The sequence below is a fragment of the Paenibacillus sp. FSL R5-0810 genome (assembly GCF_038002285.1).
GTDB lineage: Bacteria > Bacillota > Bacilli > Paenibacillales > Paenibacillaceae > Paenibacillus_AQ > Paenibacillus_AQ lactis.
Genome location: NZ_JBBOCF010000001.1, coordinates 2,350,920 through 2,366,944, shown reverse-complemented (window position 1 = coordinate 2,366,944; position 16,025 = coordinate 2,350,920). Strand labels below are relative to the sequence as shown.

Below are 16,025 nucleotides of genomic sequence, written 5' to 3'. Positions count from 1 at the left end.
ACAGTACCGAGCCTCCCTGCATCAGCCGCTTTGCGTCAACCGCTCTGAATAAAGCCGAGTTTGATTGGTATGTAGCAGCCTATCGAAGGCAGATCCGTGTTTAAAGACAACGCATAAGTATTGTTGTCCCCGCTGATCGTGTGGTATGATTACCCATATTGTCAACCTATAATAGAAGTTTTTAGGTTGACGTATATTTGATTGGTAGAGGAGAAGTGAGAGATGACGACTTCCGTTCAGTTGGATTGGCTGAAGCTGGCAGAGCAAATTGTGCAAGGGTATTCTATAAAGCCGGAAGAAGCGCTGGCGATCCTGCAGAGTGACGATGGAGAGCTGCTGACGGTAATGCAAGCCGCTTACCGGATCCGCAGAGAGTATTACGGCAATAAGGTAAAGCTGAATATGATCGTAAACGCCAAATCGGGGATGTGTCCCGAGGATTGCGGCTATTGCTCCCAGTCAATCGTATCCGAAGCCCCGATCGAGAAATACGCATGGCTGACCAAGGAGAAAATTCTGGAGGGGGCCCGGGAATCGATCCGCCGCAAAGCCGGTACCTATTGCATTGTTGCTTCCGGCCGGCGTCCGTCCAACCGGGAATTGGAGCATGTGGTTGAAGCGGTGAAGGAAATCCGGGCGACAACGGATTTGAAGGTTTGCTGCTGTCTGGGTTTTCTAAGCGAGCAGCATGCGGCACAGCTTGCTGAAGCCGGGGTGCACCGGTACAACCACAACCTTAATACGTCCAAAGACAATTATGCGAATATCACAACGACGCATACCTATGATCAACGTGTAGAAACGGTCAAGCAGGCGACTACCTCCGGCATGTCTCCGTGCTCAGGTGCCATTTTCGGAATGGGCGAAAGCCTGGAAGAACGGGTGCAAATAGCATTCGCACTGAAAGAGCTTGATGCCGATTCGATCCCTTGCAATTTCTTGAATGCGATTGACGGCACGCCGATGGAAGGTAGGAAGGAGCTGACTCCGAGGATGTGTCTAAAAATTCTTGCGATGATGCGCTTTGTCAATCCGTCGAAGGAGATTCGGATTGCCGGCGGAAGGGAAGTCAATCTCCGATCCCTGCAGCCGCTCGGATTATATGCAGCCAATTCCATTTTCATCGGTGATTACCTCACAACGTCCGGCCAGACGCATACAGCCGACTGGGGCATGATTGAAGATATGGGCTTTGAAATTGAGGAATGCGCATTATAAACATGGGTTGACAATTGGCAGGGAAGCACATACTATATACCCGTAGGGGTAGAGAGGCGTGGGAGATAACCATCGCTTGATCTATCGGTTCCTTGGCGAGTATCTGCCAGGTACGAAATAACAATTACGGGGGAGTGCTTCCATGCTGATTGCATTTGCCTTTTTAATAGCGGCCTTCGTCGTTCTATACCGGCGCTATGTGCCAATCGCCGACTTGCAGCTGATGAAGTGCAGCGACCTGCAGCAAGCGAGGAAGGAATGCCCGGATTTGAAGCTGTTGGATGTCCGCGATGTCTCTGAGTTTACGCCGGACCCACATAAAGAAATGATCAATATATCGCTCGGAAGATTGCCTTATGTATGGGAGAAAGAGCTTCGCCCAGGCGATCATGTTGTAATCGTAACACCCAAGCGCTCCGACGGCTTCCGTGCGGCCCGGAAACTGAAGAAAGCAGGGTTTCGTACCCTTTCCTATCTGCAGGAAGATTGCAAGGGTTGTCAATCCGTGCGGCGTCCAACGCTAAATTCATGAAGGTCTGGTCAGCAAACTGATTGCTGACCAGACTTTTTTCAATCCGAAACATGCGCTTAATTAACCGGCGAGCTGGAACAGATGTCTCCATTGGTGCTGATTTGACAATGATAATCGTTATCATCTAGAATGGAGTTATTATGTAAATCGTATTATTATCAAAGGAGTGCTTTTTGAATATGTTAATTGAAACGAAAACCATCGTCGTAAAAGCCGGCACCTCGCATCTTGTTGTCGAGCGCTTCAGCAAGCCCGGGCCGATTGAAGAAATCGAAGGATTTATCGATCTGAGCGTTCTCGTTAAGAATGCCAAGCGGAGCGATGAGACCGAAGAAGTGATCGTCATGATCCGTTGGGAAGACAAGGAAGCCTGGAAGCGCTGGGAGACCAGTCCAGCTCATATTCAAGGGCACCGCGATTCCCGCGGCAAGCCGCAGCCCGAACATGTCATCAGCTCGAGCCATGCCATGTATGAAGTTAAGGCAACGAAAGGTCCAAGATCTGTTCAACAGGCTTAATTAGATCATAGCTGCATTTTTGAACGAGGAAGCGTATTCGCATACGCTTCTCAGGCTGTCGAGAAAGTCTCGACAGCTATTTTCTTGTGAATTTAATTCAACACGACACCGCGTTAATGTTGTATAATGGTATTAAATAAACCGTTCGGAAGGGTGTTACATATGTTGCGTTCGAATCGAGAAAAACAGCAGGCTTACGAATTTGTTTCGATTGAAGAATTGGTTCCTCAAGATCATCTGCTCCGTAAAGTGGACAAGTATATCGATTTCTCTTTCATCGACGAAAAGGTTCGTCCGCTTTACTGTGCTGATAATGGGCGGCCAGCTATCGACCCTGTCGTGTTATTTAAAATGATTTTCCTCGGTTATTTTTATGGCATCCGTTCCGAACGCCAACTCGAACGTGAGATTCAAACCAATCTTGCTTACCGCTGGTTTTTGGGGTTAGGTCTAACCGACAAAGTGCCTGACCATTCTACGATTAGCTGGAATCGTCGCACTCGCTTTAAAGACACCGAGATTTTTCAGGAGATCTTCGATGAGATTGTGCTTCAAGCTATCCAGCACCGTATGGTGGGCGGACGTGTCTTAGTTACCGATTCAACCCACGTCAAAGCGAGTGCGAACAAGCATAAATACACAAAGGAGCAGGTTTTACAAAACACCCGTGACTATGTGAGTGAACTTAATGCTGCCGTGGAGGCTGACCGGAATGCACATGGAAAAAAGCGCTAAAGCCTAGAGAGGACGTGATCGAGGAAAAGGAAGTCAAAGTGAGCACGACAGATCCCGACAGCGGTTATATGATCCGTGATGGGAAACCGGAAGGATTTTTCTACTTAGATCACCGTACTGTGGACCTGAAATACAATATGATTACGGATGTACATGTCACCGCTGGAAATGTCCATGATTCTGTACCGTATTTATCCCGTTTGGATCGTCAACAACAACGATTTGGTTTTAAAGTCGAAGGCGTTGCTCTGGACTCCGGGTATTTGACTTCACCCATTTGCAAAGGGCTGCAAAGCCGAAATATTTTTGCCGTTATTGCTCACCGAAGATTTCACTCAACCCAAGGTTTATTCCCAAAATGGAAGTTCACTTATGACGCACAGCGTAATGTTTATGTCTGTCCAGCGAAGCACGAATTACCGTACACGACGACCAACCGCGAGGGATACCGGCAGTACGCTTCGGATCCACAGCATTGCAAGAACTGCCCGTTATTAAACGAATGCACACGGTCTCGCAACCACCGAAAGGTGGTAACCCGTCATGTCTGGGAGGACAGCAAAGAGTGGGTGCGAGGCAACCGGTTGAGTCGATCCGGGAAATATCTCTACCGAAAACGAAAAGAAACGATTGAGCGAAGCTTCGCGGATGCCAAAGAGCTCCATGGGTTTCGCTATTGCCGTTTGCGCGGTTTGCAGAACGTCAGGGAACAGGCCTTGATGACGGCAGCCGTGCAGAACATGAAGAAGATGGCGATCCACCTGGATCGCCTGGAAAAACGGGGGTAGCCCCCTCATATTTTTCTTAACTTAGTTACTTTGGAAATACAGAGAAACCCTGATCCTTTAAAAGGACAGGGTTTCTCGACAATCTGGGAAGCGTATTCGCATACGCTTCTTTTTTTTGTTGATCACGGTCATCTGATCCGGAGATTAAAACGGAAGATATTAGGGAATCGTATGGTGTGGAGATTGTCCTGATTGATTCTATATACGACCTGCAAGGAGGATGCTGGATATGTACCATCTCTACAGTCACAACGACCTGGATGGCGTTGGCTGCGGCATTATTGCAAAATGTGCGTTCGGCGATGGAGTCGACGTGCGCTACAACACGATCAATGGATTGAACCAGCAGGTTGCAAGATACTTGAACCGCTTCTCCTTAGAAGAGCATCCCTACGACATGTTATTCATAACGGATCTGTCGGTAGCACCCGACATTGAGAAGCAGTTGAATCTGTTCGTAGAGGAAGGCGGACAGGTACAGCTTATTGATCATCATAAAACCGCGCTCCATTTAAATGATTATATGTGGGGCCAGGTGACGGTAACGCACAGGGACGGACGATTGGCATCGGCAACCTCCCTGCTCTACGAGTATCTCATTCAACACGGGCATCTCAGCCAATCCGAATCCCTCGATCAATTCGTGGAGCTTGTGCGGCTGTACGATACCTGGGAATGGGAGGAAGCCGAGAAGCCGGAGGCCAAGCGGCTGAACGATCTGTTCTACATGCTGTCCATCGATGAGTTTGAATCGAAGATGGTCGAGCGTCTGCGCAGTGCGGAAGAGTTTTATTTCGACGAGTTCGAAGAAAAGATTCTGGACATGGAGGAGGACAAGATTGGGCGCTATATTCGGCGCAAGCAGCGGGAGATCATTCAAACCTTCATTGATGAGTACTGCGTCGGCATCGTATATGCAGAGTCCTATCATTCTGAATTGGCCAGTGAGCTGGGGACGATCTACCCGCATCTGGACTATATCGCCATTTTGAATATGGGCGGCCGGAAAATGAGCCTGCGGACGATTCACGACCATGTCGATGTATCCGAAGTGGCAATGCGTTACGGAGGCGGTGGCCACTCCAAGGCATCCGGGTGCACGATCACGGAGGAGGTGTACAGGCTGTTTGCAGCCGAGCCTTTCGAATTGGAGCCGATCCGGCTGGATGCGCACCGGAATCAATTCAATCTCAAAGGCTCCGAATCGGGAGTGCTGTATGAGAGCTGGGGAGAGGACCTTGTTTTCGTGTACTGCCGGTCCGGAGAATGGATCGTGGAGTGGAACGGGGAGGAGCTGCCTTTTCGATTCGGCTCCTTCGATGAAGCGGAGCGGCACTTGAAGCGGCAGTATGGCGTCTGGCTCGCCCGGGACGATGCATTCGTCCGCATGCTCAAGGATCAGCTGATGCAGAGACGCTCCGGCGAACGGTTAGCCCTGTCAACCGATATGGAGGAGGAAAAGCTGCTCGAAGAACTATAATTCTCGTGCTCGATTTAAAGGGAGGCTGTCCAATAAGATCTCTAGATCTTTGGGGGCCTCCTGTTTTTGTTTGGAAAGACACTCCTTATGGCTGGATATAATTGACAAAGCCATCATCAAATGATACTCTTGGAGGTCCTGTTATATTTAGCGCCCTGATAAGGGAAGGAGGATGAATCAATGTCTAAGTATGTGGTCAAAGTAGTATCGTACAAAACGGAATGGTCTCTGGAATTTGAGAAAGAGAAAGACCGATTGCTTAACGCTCTGGCCCCTCACATCGTCACCATCGAACATGCAGGCAGTACGTCGATACCGAATCAAGATGCCAAGCCAATCATCGATATGTACGCGGCCGTCCACCCATTGCTTCAAAAACAAGACTATGCAGCTTTGCTTAGCAATTCAGGCTACCGCTTTATGGAGAACGGCATGACCGGACGCTATTTATTCATAAAAGAACATGCTGGGGTGCGCACGCATCACTTGCATATCCTGCCGAAGGAGGGATTTTACGAAAGAAAGGAATTGCTGTTTCGCGACTACCTCCGGGCTCACCCCGATTTGGTCCTGGAATACGGCGAACTTAAACGCATGTTGGCTGAACGGTATCATGACGATCCGGAAGAATACACGAAGGCAAAAACAGCCTTTATCCAGCGCGTTGTTGATTTAGCGCGAACAGAACGGGGACTTCCCCTTGAAAGCGTATGGGAAACGTAAGGTTAGGGCAATCGTAAGACTAGTACTCTTACATAAATGCTACAGGAATCGTAAGATCGGAAATCCTGCAAATGCTATGTCGAAAACGTAAAGACGGAGAAGAGCAGCCCCATGGCTCTCAATATCCACGGGTTTGATCGACAACATAAAAAAACTGTCCCGCCGTAGAAAACCTACGAATGGGACAGTTCCTTGCAGTCTAGATCTATTCTCATATTCATTTGCCGCGCTGCGGCGGACTCCCGTTTAGGAGTACCAGCCCCATACAAAGATGAACAGCGTACCCAGGATGGTCACTAGCGCAACGAAAAGGGCATAGGCGATATTGATGTAGACGGACTTCTTATCCTCGCTTTCTCCGACGTGCATGAAGAGCATAAGCTGAACGGCAGCCTGCAAAACTGCAGTTACCAGCAAAATGGCCATTTTCGATCCTGCCGGAATATCCAGCAGGACGACAAGGGCGACGGCTGAAAGGACGAGGGACGAGATATAACCCGCTACATGCTTAATAGGAAACAGCTGTTTTAACATGTCACATCAGTCCTTTCAGATAAACAAAGCTGAAGATAAAGATCCAGACAACATCAAGGAAATGCCAGTACAGCGAGAAAATGAAGGACTTGTTCGCTGTTGAATGATCCAGCCCGTATTTCTTGAGTTGAATGAGGATCGCGGTCCCCCAGAGCAGACCGAAGGTCACGTGAGCTCCGTGCGTACCCAGAAGGGTGAACAAGCTTGATGCGAAGGCACTGGTAGACAGCGTGACGCCTTCGTGCACATACGTAAAGAATTCGAAAATTTCGATTCCGAGAAAGCCTGCTCCCAGGAGAAGCGTGATGATCATAAAGATCATCATCTGCTTCTTAAGGCCAAGGCGCATCGCGTGAACCGCAAGGCCGATGGTAAAGCTGCTTGTCAGGAGCACGAACGTTTCAAGCAGTACCGGCGTAATTTCAAAGATTTCCGCTCCGCTCGGACCGCTGGCATGGCGGTCTGCGAGGACGAAGTAGACGGTAAACAAGGTAGCAAAGAGCGCAATTTCAGCTCCGAGGAACAGCCAGAATCCAAATATGCGATTACGGTTCTCCTCTGTTCCATATTCCAGCGGCTGAGAGGCATCTATTTTCATACCGTATCACCCCGCAGTTTCTGTTCGGTTTGAACGATCTCTTCAACCGGAATGTAATAACCATGATCACGGTCAAAGGACATGGTAGCCAATATGATCAGCACGGCAATACCGGCGATGATGGACGGAATCCACCAGCTGAATACCAGGAAGAAGCCAAGGAAGAAGAAGGCGATGCCCAGAATAAACGGCTTTCCGGTATTGCTCGGCATATGAATCTTCGTAATTTTCTCATTCGACAGCGGTTCGTTATTCTTCTTCGAGAACCAGAATGCATCGCGGCCTTTAACCTCAGGCGCAACCGCAAAGTTATAGACTGGCACTGGGCTTGGCGTAGACCATTCAAGTGAGCGTGCATCCCATGGGTCACCCGTTTTATCCCGCGGCTGATAACGCGTACTCCAGTAAATGTTGTATACCAGCAGGATAAATCCGATCGCCAGGCCGATCGCACCGACCATCGACAGCATGTTCAGAGGACCGAAGCCGGTCTCGGCCGAATACGTGTACGTCCGGCGCGTCATACCCATCAGTCCCAGGAAGAACAGCGGGAAGAAGGTGACGTTGAACGAAATCGCGATGAACCAGAATGCCGTTTTGCCAAGCTTTTCGTTCAGGCGGAAGCCGAATACTTTAGGGAACCAGTAATGGAAGCCGGCAATGACGGCGAATACGGCACCTGGAATGAGCACATAGTGGAAGTGGGCAACCAGGAACATCGTATTATGATATTGGTAGTCTGCGCTGGCCATAGCCAGCATGACGCCGGTCACGCCGCCAATCGTAAAGATCGGGATGAAGGCGAGTGAATAAAGCATCGGTGTTGTAAAGCTGATTCGGCCCTTATGAAGCGTAAAGAGCCAGTTGAATATTTTGACACCCGTCGGAACGGCAATCGCCATCGTGGTAATGGAGAAGAAGCCGTTGACCATTGCGCCTTGACCCATCGTATAAAAGTGGTGGGCCCAGACTAGGAAGGACAGGCCGGAGATGACAACCATACTCGCGACCATTGAGCTGTAGCCGTACAGATTTTTCCGCGAAAACGCCGAGATAATCTCACTGAAAATCCCGAACGCCGGGAGAATAACGATATAGACTTCAGGGTGACCCCATACCCAGAACAGGTTGGCCCACAGCATATCCATACCGCCATTGGCCATCGTGAAGAACTGGGAACCGAAGATACGGTCGAACATCATCAGCAGCAGGGCGATCGTAAGGACCGGGAATGCAAAAATGATGATGACACACGTAATCAGCACGGACCAAGTAAACATCGGCATGCGCATCAGAGTCATGCCTTTCGCACGCATCTTCAGGATGGTTACGATAAAGTTAACCCCCGTAAGCAGCGTACCGATCCCTGAGATCTGAAGCGCCAGGGAATAGTAGTTGTTACCGACTGTCGGACTGAATTCGATACTTGCCAATGGGAAGTATGCGGTCCAGCCGGCATCCGGAGATCCTCCAATCACGAAGGAGATATTGAACAGCATCGCTCCGGCAAAGAACAACCAGAAGCTGATCGCATTCAATTTGGGGAACGCAACGTCGCGCGCGCCGATCTGCAGCGGCACGACAACGTTCATAAGACCGAAAATAAACGGCATCGCCATAAACAGAATCATGATGACGCCATGGGTTGTAAATACCTCGTTATAGTGCTGTCCGTCAAGAAACTTCATATCCGGCGCAGCGGTCTGCGCGCGCATCATGATTGCGTCCACGCCGCCGCGGAACAGCATGATCAGTGCACAGATGATGTACATGACACCGATTTTCTTGTGATCCACGGTGGTCAGCCATTCCCGCCAAAGATATCCCCATTTCTTGTAATAGGTCAATCCGAAGAGGATTGCGAGCGAGACGAGAACAATGCTCACCATGGCACCGTAAATTAACGGTTCACCGGTAACGAAAAATTCGTCCCATTTCATAAAGGCCTAGCTCCTTTCTAGATGTATGAAGTCGATCAGACGCTTCGCATCAAAAGCTTCCAAATTAATGTCCATCATGTTGATGTGTTGAACTTTCTTCAGCCGGGGAAGTTGGCAGCGGCTCATCCGGATTGACGTTGCTCTCACTGTCGAACTCCGTTTCTTCCGTTGTGGCAGGGTCCGGATGCAGCTCTTTATGTCCCTGGTGCTCTTCATTGCCGTTACTGTCGCCGCCATGATGATGACCTTCAGGCGGAGGACTGAACTCCAAGTGGTTGGTCGAGAAAGTCATTCTTCCGACATGCTCGGTTTTCAGAAGCTTATTGAATTCGTCCTGTGTCAGCTCAGGAGCCGTATCCTTCACGTCCTTGACCCATTCTTCGTAATCGGCAGGCGACATCGCCAGCGCCTCGAATTCCATGTGGGCGAAGCCTTCGCCGCTGAAGTTTGCGTTCCGGCCCAGCATGGAGCCCGGCTCGTCGGCAACCATGTTCAGCTTAGTGACCATATCGCTCATCGCGTATTTCTGGCCGTGCAGCTGCGGGATCCAGAAGCTTGTAATCGGGCCGAACGAGTAGAGTCTGAACTCGATCGGTCGGTTGGTCGGGATGTTAACGTAATTGACGGTTTCGATCCCTTCTTCCGGATAGCTGAAGTGCCATTTCCAGTTGGATGAGGAAGCATAAATGACGAGAGGCTTCTGATTCTCGTAGCCTTCTGGCACTTTTTCAACAGCCACCGTTGTCTTAACCGTGACGACAGACAGGATCGCGACGATCACAATCGGGATGGCCGTCCACAGGATTTCCAGCCATTTGTTCCCTTCCTCGTGAGGAGGCTCATATCCCTCGTTGGATTTTCTCGCCCGGTATTTGGTGAGCATGAAGATGTAAAGCACATAAACTACAACCAAAATTCCGATCATCATCAGAATGGAGAATATGATTGTATCGGATAGGGTTCTGGCAGCCGGTCCTTTCGGATTTAATACCGTAAGCGAGCTGCATCCCGATAAGAGCAAGGTAAAAATTACAAACATTGCAAATAACGGCCCTCTTTTGTTCATGATGTACCCCTTTCCTTGAAACGGCTTCGTTCGATTCAATGTTCTTGTCACCTATATACTAGGAAGTTCTGCAATGCTTTGCAAAAGACATAAACAGGTTTTGCTAACATAAAAATCCAGATATTTGTCAATGTGTTTAACGTTATGTGTGCAAATTGTTACAAAACGAGGGGGCTATGAGAGAAATCATTGTAATGGCGCGGTTTTTCGGCAGTTCATACTTTGTTCAAAACTTCACGAGAGTTACCAGTTTCGTCACAAATCCGGGCGTGTTTTTGCTTGATTTAGAGGAAGGATACAACCTAGAGAGCCCTTTATTTATAAGGCCTCAAGCTGGTATGTTGTTAATTTCACAAATGATGAACAGCCGAAGATCATTTCCAATTTGATTGTTAACCGAGCCTAGGGCGTATGATATGATGATGCTGAACTAACAATTGGTAAAATAATGAATGGACTGATCGGTTTCGGCTGCACGGTACCATCGTAGAAAGCGGGGGAAGGCTTTGCGCTCATTTTGGATATGGCTGCTCCTTCTGATCGCCAGCTGGTTGCTTGCGTTATGGCATCTTAGTCTTGGGGATCTCGATGTACTTTCATGGCGGATCGGGAGCAGTGCCGTATTTCTGGCCGCATTTTTTATCGCACCGCTGTTCCGGAACCGTCCTGCCATGTTATTTGTCACATTATTGACGGCCTCTGTCTTTGCTGTCGTTTCGTTATGGCCAGCCAGTGAAGGAAGCCCCAATATATATAGTCTGCTGGTATTCTCCATACTTGCTGGCAAGGCTGCATACAGGGTCTCCCCGGCCCAATCCATCGGAATCGGCATAGTGCTGTTGATCGGCGCGATGTTACCGAAACTGATGGGGTATCCTGGATTACCGCTGCCGTTTCTCCTGTTGTACGCGATACTGCTTGCCCTCGGCCTGGGGATCTTTCGGATGCAAAGGGCAAGATACGAGGAAACACTGGCACGTAATGAAGCCCTGCTAAGCGAGTACCGGAATATGAAACGCCGTCTCGTCACGGATGAGCAGCTGGCGAGACGGGAGGAGAGGGCGCAGGTAGGCAGGGATATCCATGATTCCGTCGGACATAAGTTGACCGCCCTCCTCATGCAGCTTGAGATGCAGCGGCTCCAAGCAGATCATGATACCGCAAACGTGCTGCAAGGGCTGAAAGTGCTGGCAAAAGAAAGTCTCGAGGAGACGAGAAACGCGGTAAAGTCGCTGAAGCAGCAAGAAACCGGGGGCCTTGCAGGGATTATGGGCCTGCTTCGCCGGCTGGAGGCCGAGCGCTTCATGCGGGTTCATCTTACCGCCAGGCACGGTGCACTTACCACCCCGCTTAGCAATTCGCAATCGATTGCAGTGTACCGGGCGGTTCAAGAAGCGATGACCAATGCCATGAAGCATGGCAGCACCCGGGAAGTATCCATCCTGTTTGAAGCGCCGGGCGGCGGAATGTTCAGGTTCGAGGTTTCGAATCCGTACCAAGGCTTCCGGTCGTCGTTCCGCGAGGGATACGGCCTTCAATCGATGCGGGAGCGTTTGGAGAGTGAGGGCGGCTCGCTTGAGGTTGTGCATTACGACAACGTGTTCGTTGTAAGAGGAGAGTTGTTATTGAACCGGGAGACCAAGGAGGGAGTCAACTGATACGGATTTTGTTGGCGGAAGATCAGGCCATGGTTCGGCAAGGATTGAAATTGATGATTGAAAGCAGTGGGAGCATGCGGGTGACCGGGGAAGCAGGTAACGGTAAAGAGGCGGTCGCGCTCTGCGAAAGCCATATTTACGATGTAGCGGTGCTGGACATCCGGATGCCCGAGATGAGCGGTCTGGAGGCTGCCCGAACGATTCGCGCGAGATGGCCGAAGTTGAAGGTACTGATGCTTACTACCTTTAATGACGATCAGTATGCCGTGGAAGCGCTGAAGAGCGGGGCGAGCGGATACATGCTCAAGGATGCTGAGCCTGAAGCACTGATTCGAGCGATTCAAAGCTGCCTCTCAGGCGGGCTTCCGCTGCAGGAAGACGTTGCGGCGAAGGTGATCCCTAAGCTGCTGGAGGAGAGGAAGGAGCTGACGGTCGATACGTCGATTACACCACGGGAGCTGGACATTATGCGTCTGGTGGGGGAGGGCCGCAGCAACCGCGAAATCGCTGGTGAGCTTGGGTTGTCGGTCGGCACCGTGAAGAATCATGTCAGCCAAATCATGGATAAGCTGGACCTACGGGACCGTACCCAGCTGGCGATTTATGCGATTCGTCACAATGTCGTATAGACGGACGAAGAATAGGGGCCTTAATTGAGGATGATAGATACATACGAACGTAACATGACTGAAGTCATGGTTTGATATGAAAGCAGTGACCGGGGGCAGTGAATTCACTGCCTTTTTCCATGTACACTTGAAGCTGTAAGCAAGCTCGAAATATTAGGTATCCGCGGCCATTCGCTGTGCGATATTCCTTTTCATGAAATGGGGGATACAACGTGCTGGAAACGGTAGAGCTTCGTAAAGTTTTTAAAGGCAAGACGGCGGTGGAAGAAGTCAGCCTGTATTTGAAAGAGGGGGAGTCGGTTGGATTGATCGGCCCGAACGGGGCTGGAAAATCAACCACCATCTCCATGATTTCTTCGCTTCTTAAGCCGACGGCTGGAGACGTTCGACTGAACGGCCAAAGCGTCATTAAGCATCCGCAGCAACTTCGCAAGGTGCTGGGGGTTGTTCCGCAGGAAATCGCACTGTACGAGGAGCTCAGTTCATACGAGAACGTGAAGTTTTTCGGAAAGGTTTATGGACTTAAAGGGAAGGAGCTAGAGCTAAAAATTCAGGAGCTGCTCGACATGGTGGGACTTCGTGATCGCCAGAAGGAGCTCATCCGGACCTATTCCGGAGGGATGAAGCGACGGATTAACATTGCGGTGGCGCTTATGCACGATCCGAAAATCGTGATCATGGATGAACCGACAGTGGGCATCGACCCGCAGTCCCGCAATCATATCCTCGATACCGTACGTCACCTGAGCCGTGAAAAGGGAACGACCGTGTTGTATACGAGTCATTACATGGAGGAGGTCGAGCAGCTCTGCAGCCGGATGTATATCATGGATCATGGCCGGATCATCGCTTCGGGAACGAAGGAAGAGCTTCAGCTTATTTTATCCGGTGAGGAAACGCTGCTCCTTCGGCTAGACCGTCAGCATGCGGAGTTTACGGAGGAGCTGCAGACACTTGCGGCCGTCCGGCAGGTGGAGGAAACCGAACTTGGATTGAAGCTGATTGTTACGAAAAACCATCAAATCCTCTCTCGGGTCGTCCAAGCGGCTGAACGTTTTGACGTTCAAATCCTAAACATTCATATTGATTCACCGAGCCTTGAAGATGTGTTCCTTCATCTGACCGGCCGGAATTTGCGGGATTAGAGGGGAGGATCGTCCTTTGGGCATCTATTTTAAAAAGGATATCCTGCTGTTCTGGAGAGACCGTAAAGAAGTGCTGGTCGCATTGCTTTTGCCCATTGCATTGACGCTAATCCTTGGGTTTGCGTTGCCGGGCTGGGTGAATAACTCCAATCCGTCATTGGAAATGAAGGTGGCGCTCGTGAACCAGAACCGCCATACGGAAGGGGTAGCCCGTTTTCACGAGCAGCTGAAGGGAAGCTTGTTGTCTCCAGATGAACAGGATGGGCTTGTAGAGGAGACTGCAATGCTTGATCTTGATCCGGAAGCAATGCTGATGGGAATGTTTCGAAGCGAGGATGTCAGCAGGTATATAGAAGTATTGCAACTGGATCACGAAACAGCGTACACGAAATTGAAAGCGGGGGAAGTAACCGCCGTCATAACGATTCCAGAAACATATACATTGGATTCGTTAAACAAGCTGTTGCTGAACGAAGGGGATGGAGCTGCGCTTCTTCTGACTGCTGAGGAGGACACCACCAAGGTTAGCGTCCTTCAAAATATGCTAAACGGTTTACTAAGCACAGTCAATTATCAAGCGGCCTTGAGCCATGCCGCCGGTAGCGGGTCAGACGGTAGTACGTGGTCCGCTCCCCGAACACCCGTCGGCGGACTCGAACGGATCGAAGGTGTCAGGATGATTACATCTTTTCAATATTTTGCGTTTGCGATCACCATTTTTGTCACGCTGTCCATCTCAATTACAATGGCTTCGAAATCGATCACAGAGAAGAGGGAGAAGGTGTTTACTCGTCTTCTGTACTCCGGGGCACGGCCAATGCAGTTTCAACTCGGAAAGATGGCATCTACTTTTTGCATCGCCTTGCTTCAAATGTTGGTCGTGATCCTGCTCTCGCATGTCTTGTTTCAATTGTTTCCCGGAAGGCCGCTGTCCTTCTGGCTGGGGTTAGGGATATTCATGGTTTTGCTCTGTGCAGTGGTGGCTGCATTCGCCGGTTTGTTTACCGCGATGGTTTTTCGCATGAAGGATGGGGATGTGGCTGTAGGGATTTCATTTATCGCGTTGATCCTCCTTGGCGTTATTGGAGGGAGCATGGTACCGATGTATATTTTACCGGATTGGCTGATGGAAGTTGGCCGGCTGACTCCAAACGGGCTTGCGCTAACCTCCCTGATTCAATGGATTCAGGGTACACCGCTTCAGGAGCTGTGGCTTCCGATGCTGTCTTTAGGCATATATACGGTGATAATCATGGCTGCTGGTTTATGGATGTTTCCTAAAAAGGGGGGGATCTGATGGTTTCCATTCTTTTATCGCATTGGATGAGAGAACGAAGAAATCCCTTTCTGCTGCTTTTGTTCATCGGAATTAGCATCATCGCGACCCTGATGTTCGGCGGGGGCATGACGCAGAAGATGAAAATTGACGTGTTCAGCGAGACCGGGGAGTTGAAGGAGAGTGAGAAGGAATGGCTCCTTCTGTTAAACAAGGGCGATACGTTCAAGTTTAGGGCTCAAGACGAGCAATCTGCGAGAACGAAGGTGAGGGAGGGACGCGCCGATCTGGCCGTCAAGCTGACGGGGGACGATTATCGGATAATCGCCGTAAAGGAAAGTCCCAATGCTCAACTCGCCGAGCAGCATATTCGCACCGTGTTCGAGCGGGAGCTCGAGCTGCGGGCCGTATCGGCCGCTGCAGGGGATGAAAAGGGATTTCGCAGTCGGATAGACACCTACCTGGAAGAACCGCCGTTAACGCTTCAGGTCAAGGGAACAGACGGTGAGGAACTGCTTCGTTACGACATGGGCCTGCAGCTGATGTTTGGGTTCTCTTTGTTCCTCGTGATGCTGACGATCGGATTCAAAGTTAACACGATCACGAAGGACAAAATCACTGGCATATGGAGCAGACTCATCCTGTCACCTGTTCGGAAATCGGAGATTTACTTTGGGCATTTGTTATACAGCACAATGATTGGCATCGTGCAAATCACAGTCGTATTTCTGATCTTTCGCTACGCCTTCAACTTCGGTTTGGGCCATCGATACGGATTATTGCTTCTGGTCATTGCCCTGTACTCCATGACCATAGTTGCGATGTGCATCCTGCTGGCGGGGATACTCCGGACACCCGAAAAATTTAACATGCTGTTTCCGTCCATCGTTCCGATTATGCCGCTCGTCAGCGGCGTATATATGCCGCCGGGAACCATTACGAGCCCGATCCTGCTGGGGGTGGCGGAAATCTTTCCGATCACGCACGCGATGGAGGCTTTGACCGGGATTGCGATATACGACAATGGAATCGGGGAGCTGTGGCTGCCGCTGTCCAAGCTTATTCTGATCGCAGTTTTATGTATGGGCATCGGAATCAATCTGATGGAACGGCGTCATGTATGACAACACTTCTCCTAACAAATCATGTTGAGTGAAATATCTCTCAATTGCATGTATCGCCATG

The 16,025-nt window shown here is 50.1% G+C and carries 15 protein-coding genes; 11 read left to right on the top strand and 4 right to left on the bottom strand.

What is annotated here, in order from left to right:
- Positions 1–222 precede the first annotated feature (222 nt).
- From bioB to MKX76_RS10600, 6 genes are all read left to right on the top strand, one after another.
- Complete coding sequence (gene bioB, locus MKX76_RS10625) at positions 223–1,218, top strand: biotin synthase BioB (RefSeq protein ID WP_007130384.1); 996 nt, start codon at positions 223–225, stop codon at positions 1,216–1,218.
- A gap of 142 nt (positions 1,219–1,360) precedes the next feature.
- The gene (locus tag MKX76_RS10620) at positions 1,361–1,750 is read left to right on the top strand and encodes a rhodanese-like domain-containing protein (protein WP_007130383.1); all 390 of its coding nucleotides are present in this window, start codon (positions 1,361–1,363) and stop codon (positions 1,748–1,750) included.
- A gap of 179 nt (positions 1,751–1,929) precedes the next feature.
- Complete coding sequence (locus MKX76_RS10615; protein WP_007130382.1) at positions 1,930–2,268, top strand: antibiotic biosynthesis monooxygenase; 339 nt, start codon at positions 1,930–1,932, stop codon at positions 2,266–2,268.
- 162 nt (positions 2,269–2,430) lie between these two features.
- A protein-coding gene (locus MKX76_RS10610; protein WP_341033727.1) for an IS1182 family transposase occupies positions 2,431–3,791 on the top strand; the annotation gives its coding sequence in 2 pieces (ribosomal slippage) (positions 2,431–2,998 and positions 2,998–3,791; 1,362 coding nt in all).
- A gap of 229 nt (positions 3,792–4,020) precedes the next feature.
- Positions 4,021–5,271, top strand: coding sequence for a DHH family phosphoesterase (locus MKX76_RS10605; protein WP_251535236.1), 1,251 nt, complete (start codon positions 4,021–4,023; stop codon positions 5,269–5,271).
- Positions 5,272–5,451: 180 nt separating this feature from the next.
- On the top strand, positions 5,452–5,994 hold the full coding sequence (locus MKX76_RS10600) for a GrpB family protein (RefSeq protein WP_007130380.1): 543 nt from the start codon (positions 5,452–5,454) through the stop codon (positions 5,992–5,994).
- Positions 5,995–6,240: 246 nt separating this feature from the next.
- On the opposite strand, the gene qoxD is transcribed toward MKX76_RS10600, so the two are convergent.
- The 4 genes from qoxD to qoxA form a co-directional block, all read right to left on the bottom strand.
- Entirely contained in the window at positions 6,241–6,528 is a 288-nt protein-coding gene (qoxD, locus tag MKX76_RS10595) for a cytochrome aa3 quinol oxidase subunit IV (RefSeq protein WP_028405513.1), read from the bottom strand.
- A gap of 1 nt (position 6,529) precedes the next feature.
- A complete protein-coding gene (qoxC, locus tag MKX76_RS10590) occupies positions 6,530–7,126 on the bottom strand; it encodes a cytochrome aa3 quinol oxidase subunit III (RefSeq protein ID WP_028405514.1) in 597 nt (198 codons plus the stop codon).
- Positions 7,123–9,066: a cytochrome aa3 quinol oxidase subunit I gene (gene qoxB / locus MKX76_RS10585; RefSeq protein WP_007130377.1), complete on the bottom strand. Its 1,944-nt coding sequence runs from the start codon at positions 9,064–9,066 to the stop codon at positions 7,123–7,125. Before qoxB ends, qoxC begins: the two co-directional genes overlap by 4 nt.
- 64 nt (positions 9,067–9,130) lie before the next feature.
- Positions 9,131–10,132, bottom strand: a complete 1,002-nt coding sequence (qoxA, locus tag MKX76_RS10580; protein ID WP_028405515.1) for a cytochrome aa3 quinol oxidase subunit II — start codon at positions 10,130–10,132, stop codon at positions 9,131–9,133.
- 506 nt (positions 10,133–10,638) lie between these two features.
- On the opposite strand from qoxA, the gene MKX76_RS10575 reads away from it, so the two are divergent.
- From MKX76_RS10575 to MKX76_RS10555, 5 genes are all read left to right on the top strand, one after another.
- Positions 10,639–11,790, top strand: coding sequence for a sensor histidine kinase (locus MKX76_RS10575; protein WP_210095285.1), 1,152 nt, complete (start codon positions 10,639–10,641; stop codon positions 11,788–11,790).
- Positions 11,787–12,419, top strand: a complete 633-nt coding sequence (locus tag MKX76_RS10570; protein ID WP_210095323.1) for a response regulator — start codon at positions 11,787–11,789, stop codon at positions 12,417–12,419. The genes MKX76_RS10575 and MKX76_RS10570 overlap by 4 nt, the downstream gene beginning before the upstream one ends.
- A 212-nt stretch (positions 12,420–12,631) precedes the next feature.
- A complete protein-coding gene (locus MKX76_RS10565; protein WP_341033724.1) occupies positions 12,632–13,564 on the top strand; it encodes an ABC transporter ATP-binding protein in 933 nt (310 codons plus the stop codon).
- Positions 13,565–13,580: 16 nt separating this feature from the next.
- Positions 13,581–14,861, top strand: a complete 1,281-nt coding sequence (locus MKX76_RS10560; RefSeq protein WP_210095287.1) for an ABC transporter permease — start codon at positions 13,581–13,583, stop codon at positions 14,859–14,861.
- Positions 14,861–15,964 carry an ABC transporter permease gene (locus MKX76_RS10555; RefSeq protein ID WP_210095288.1) on the top strand — a complete coding sequence of 368 codons (1,104 nt, stop codon included), beginning with the start codon at positions 14,861–14,863 and terminating at the stop codon, positions 15,962–15,964. The genes MKX76_RS10560 and MKX76_RS10555 overlap by 1 nt, the downstream gene beginning before the upstream one ends.
- Positions 15,965–16,025: the final 61 nt, after the last annotated feature.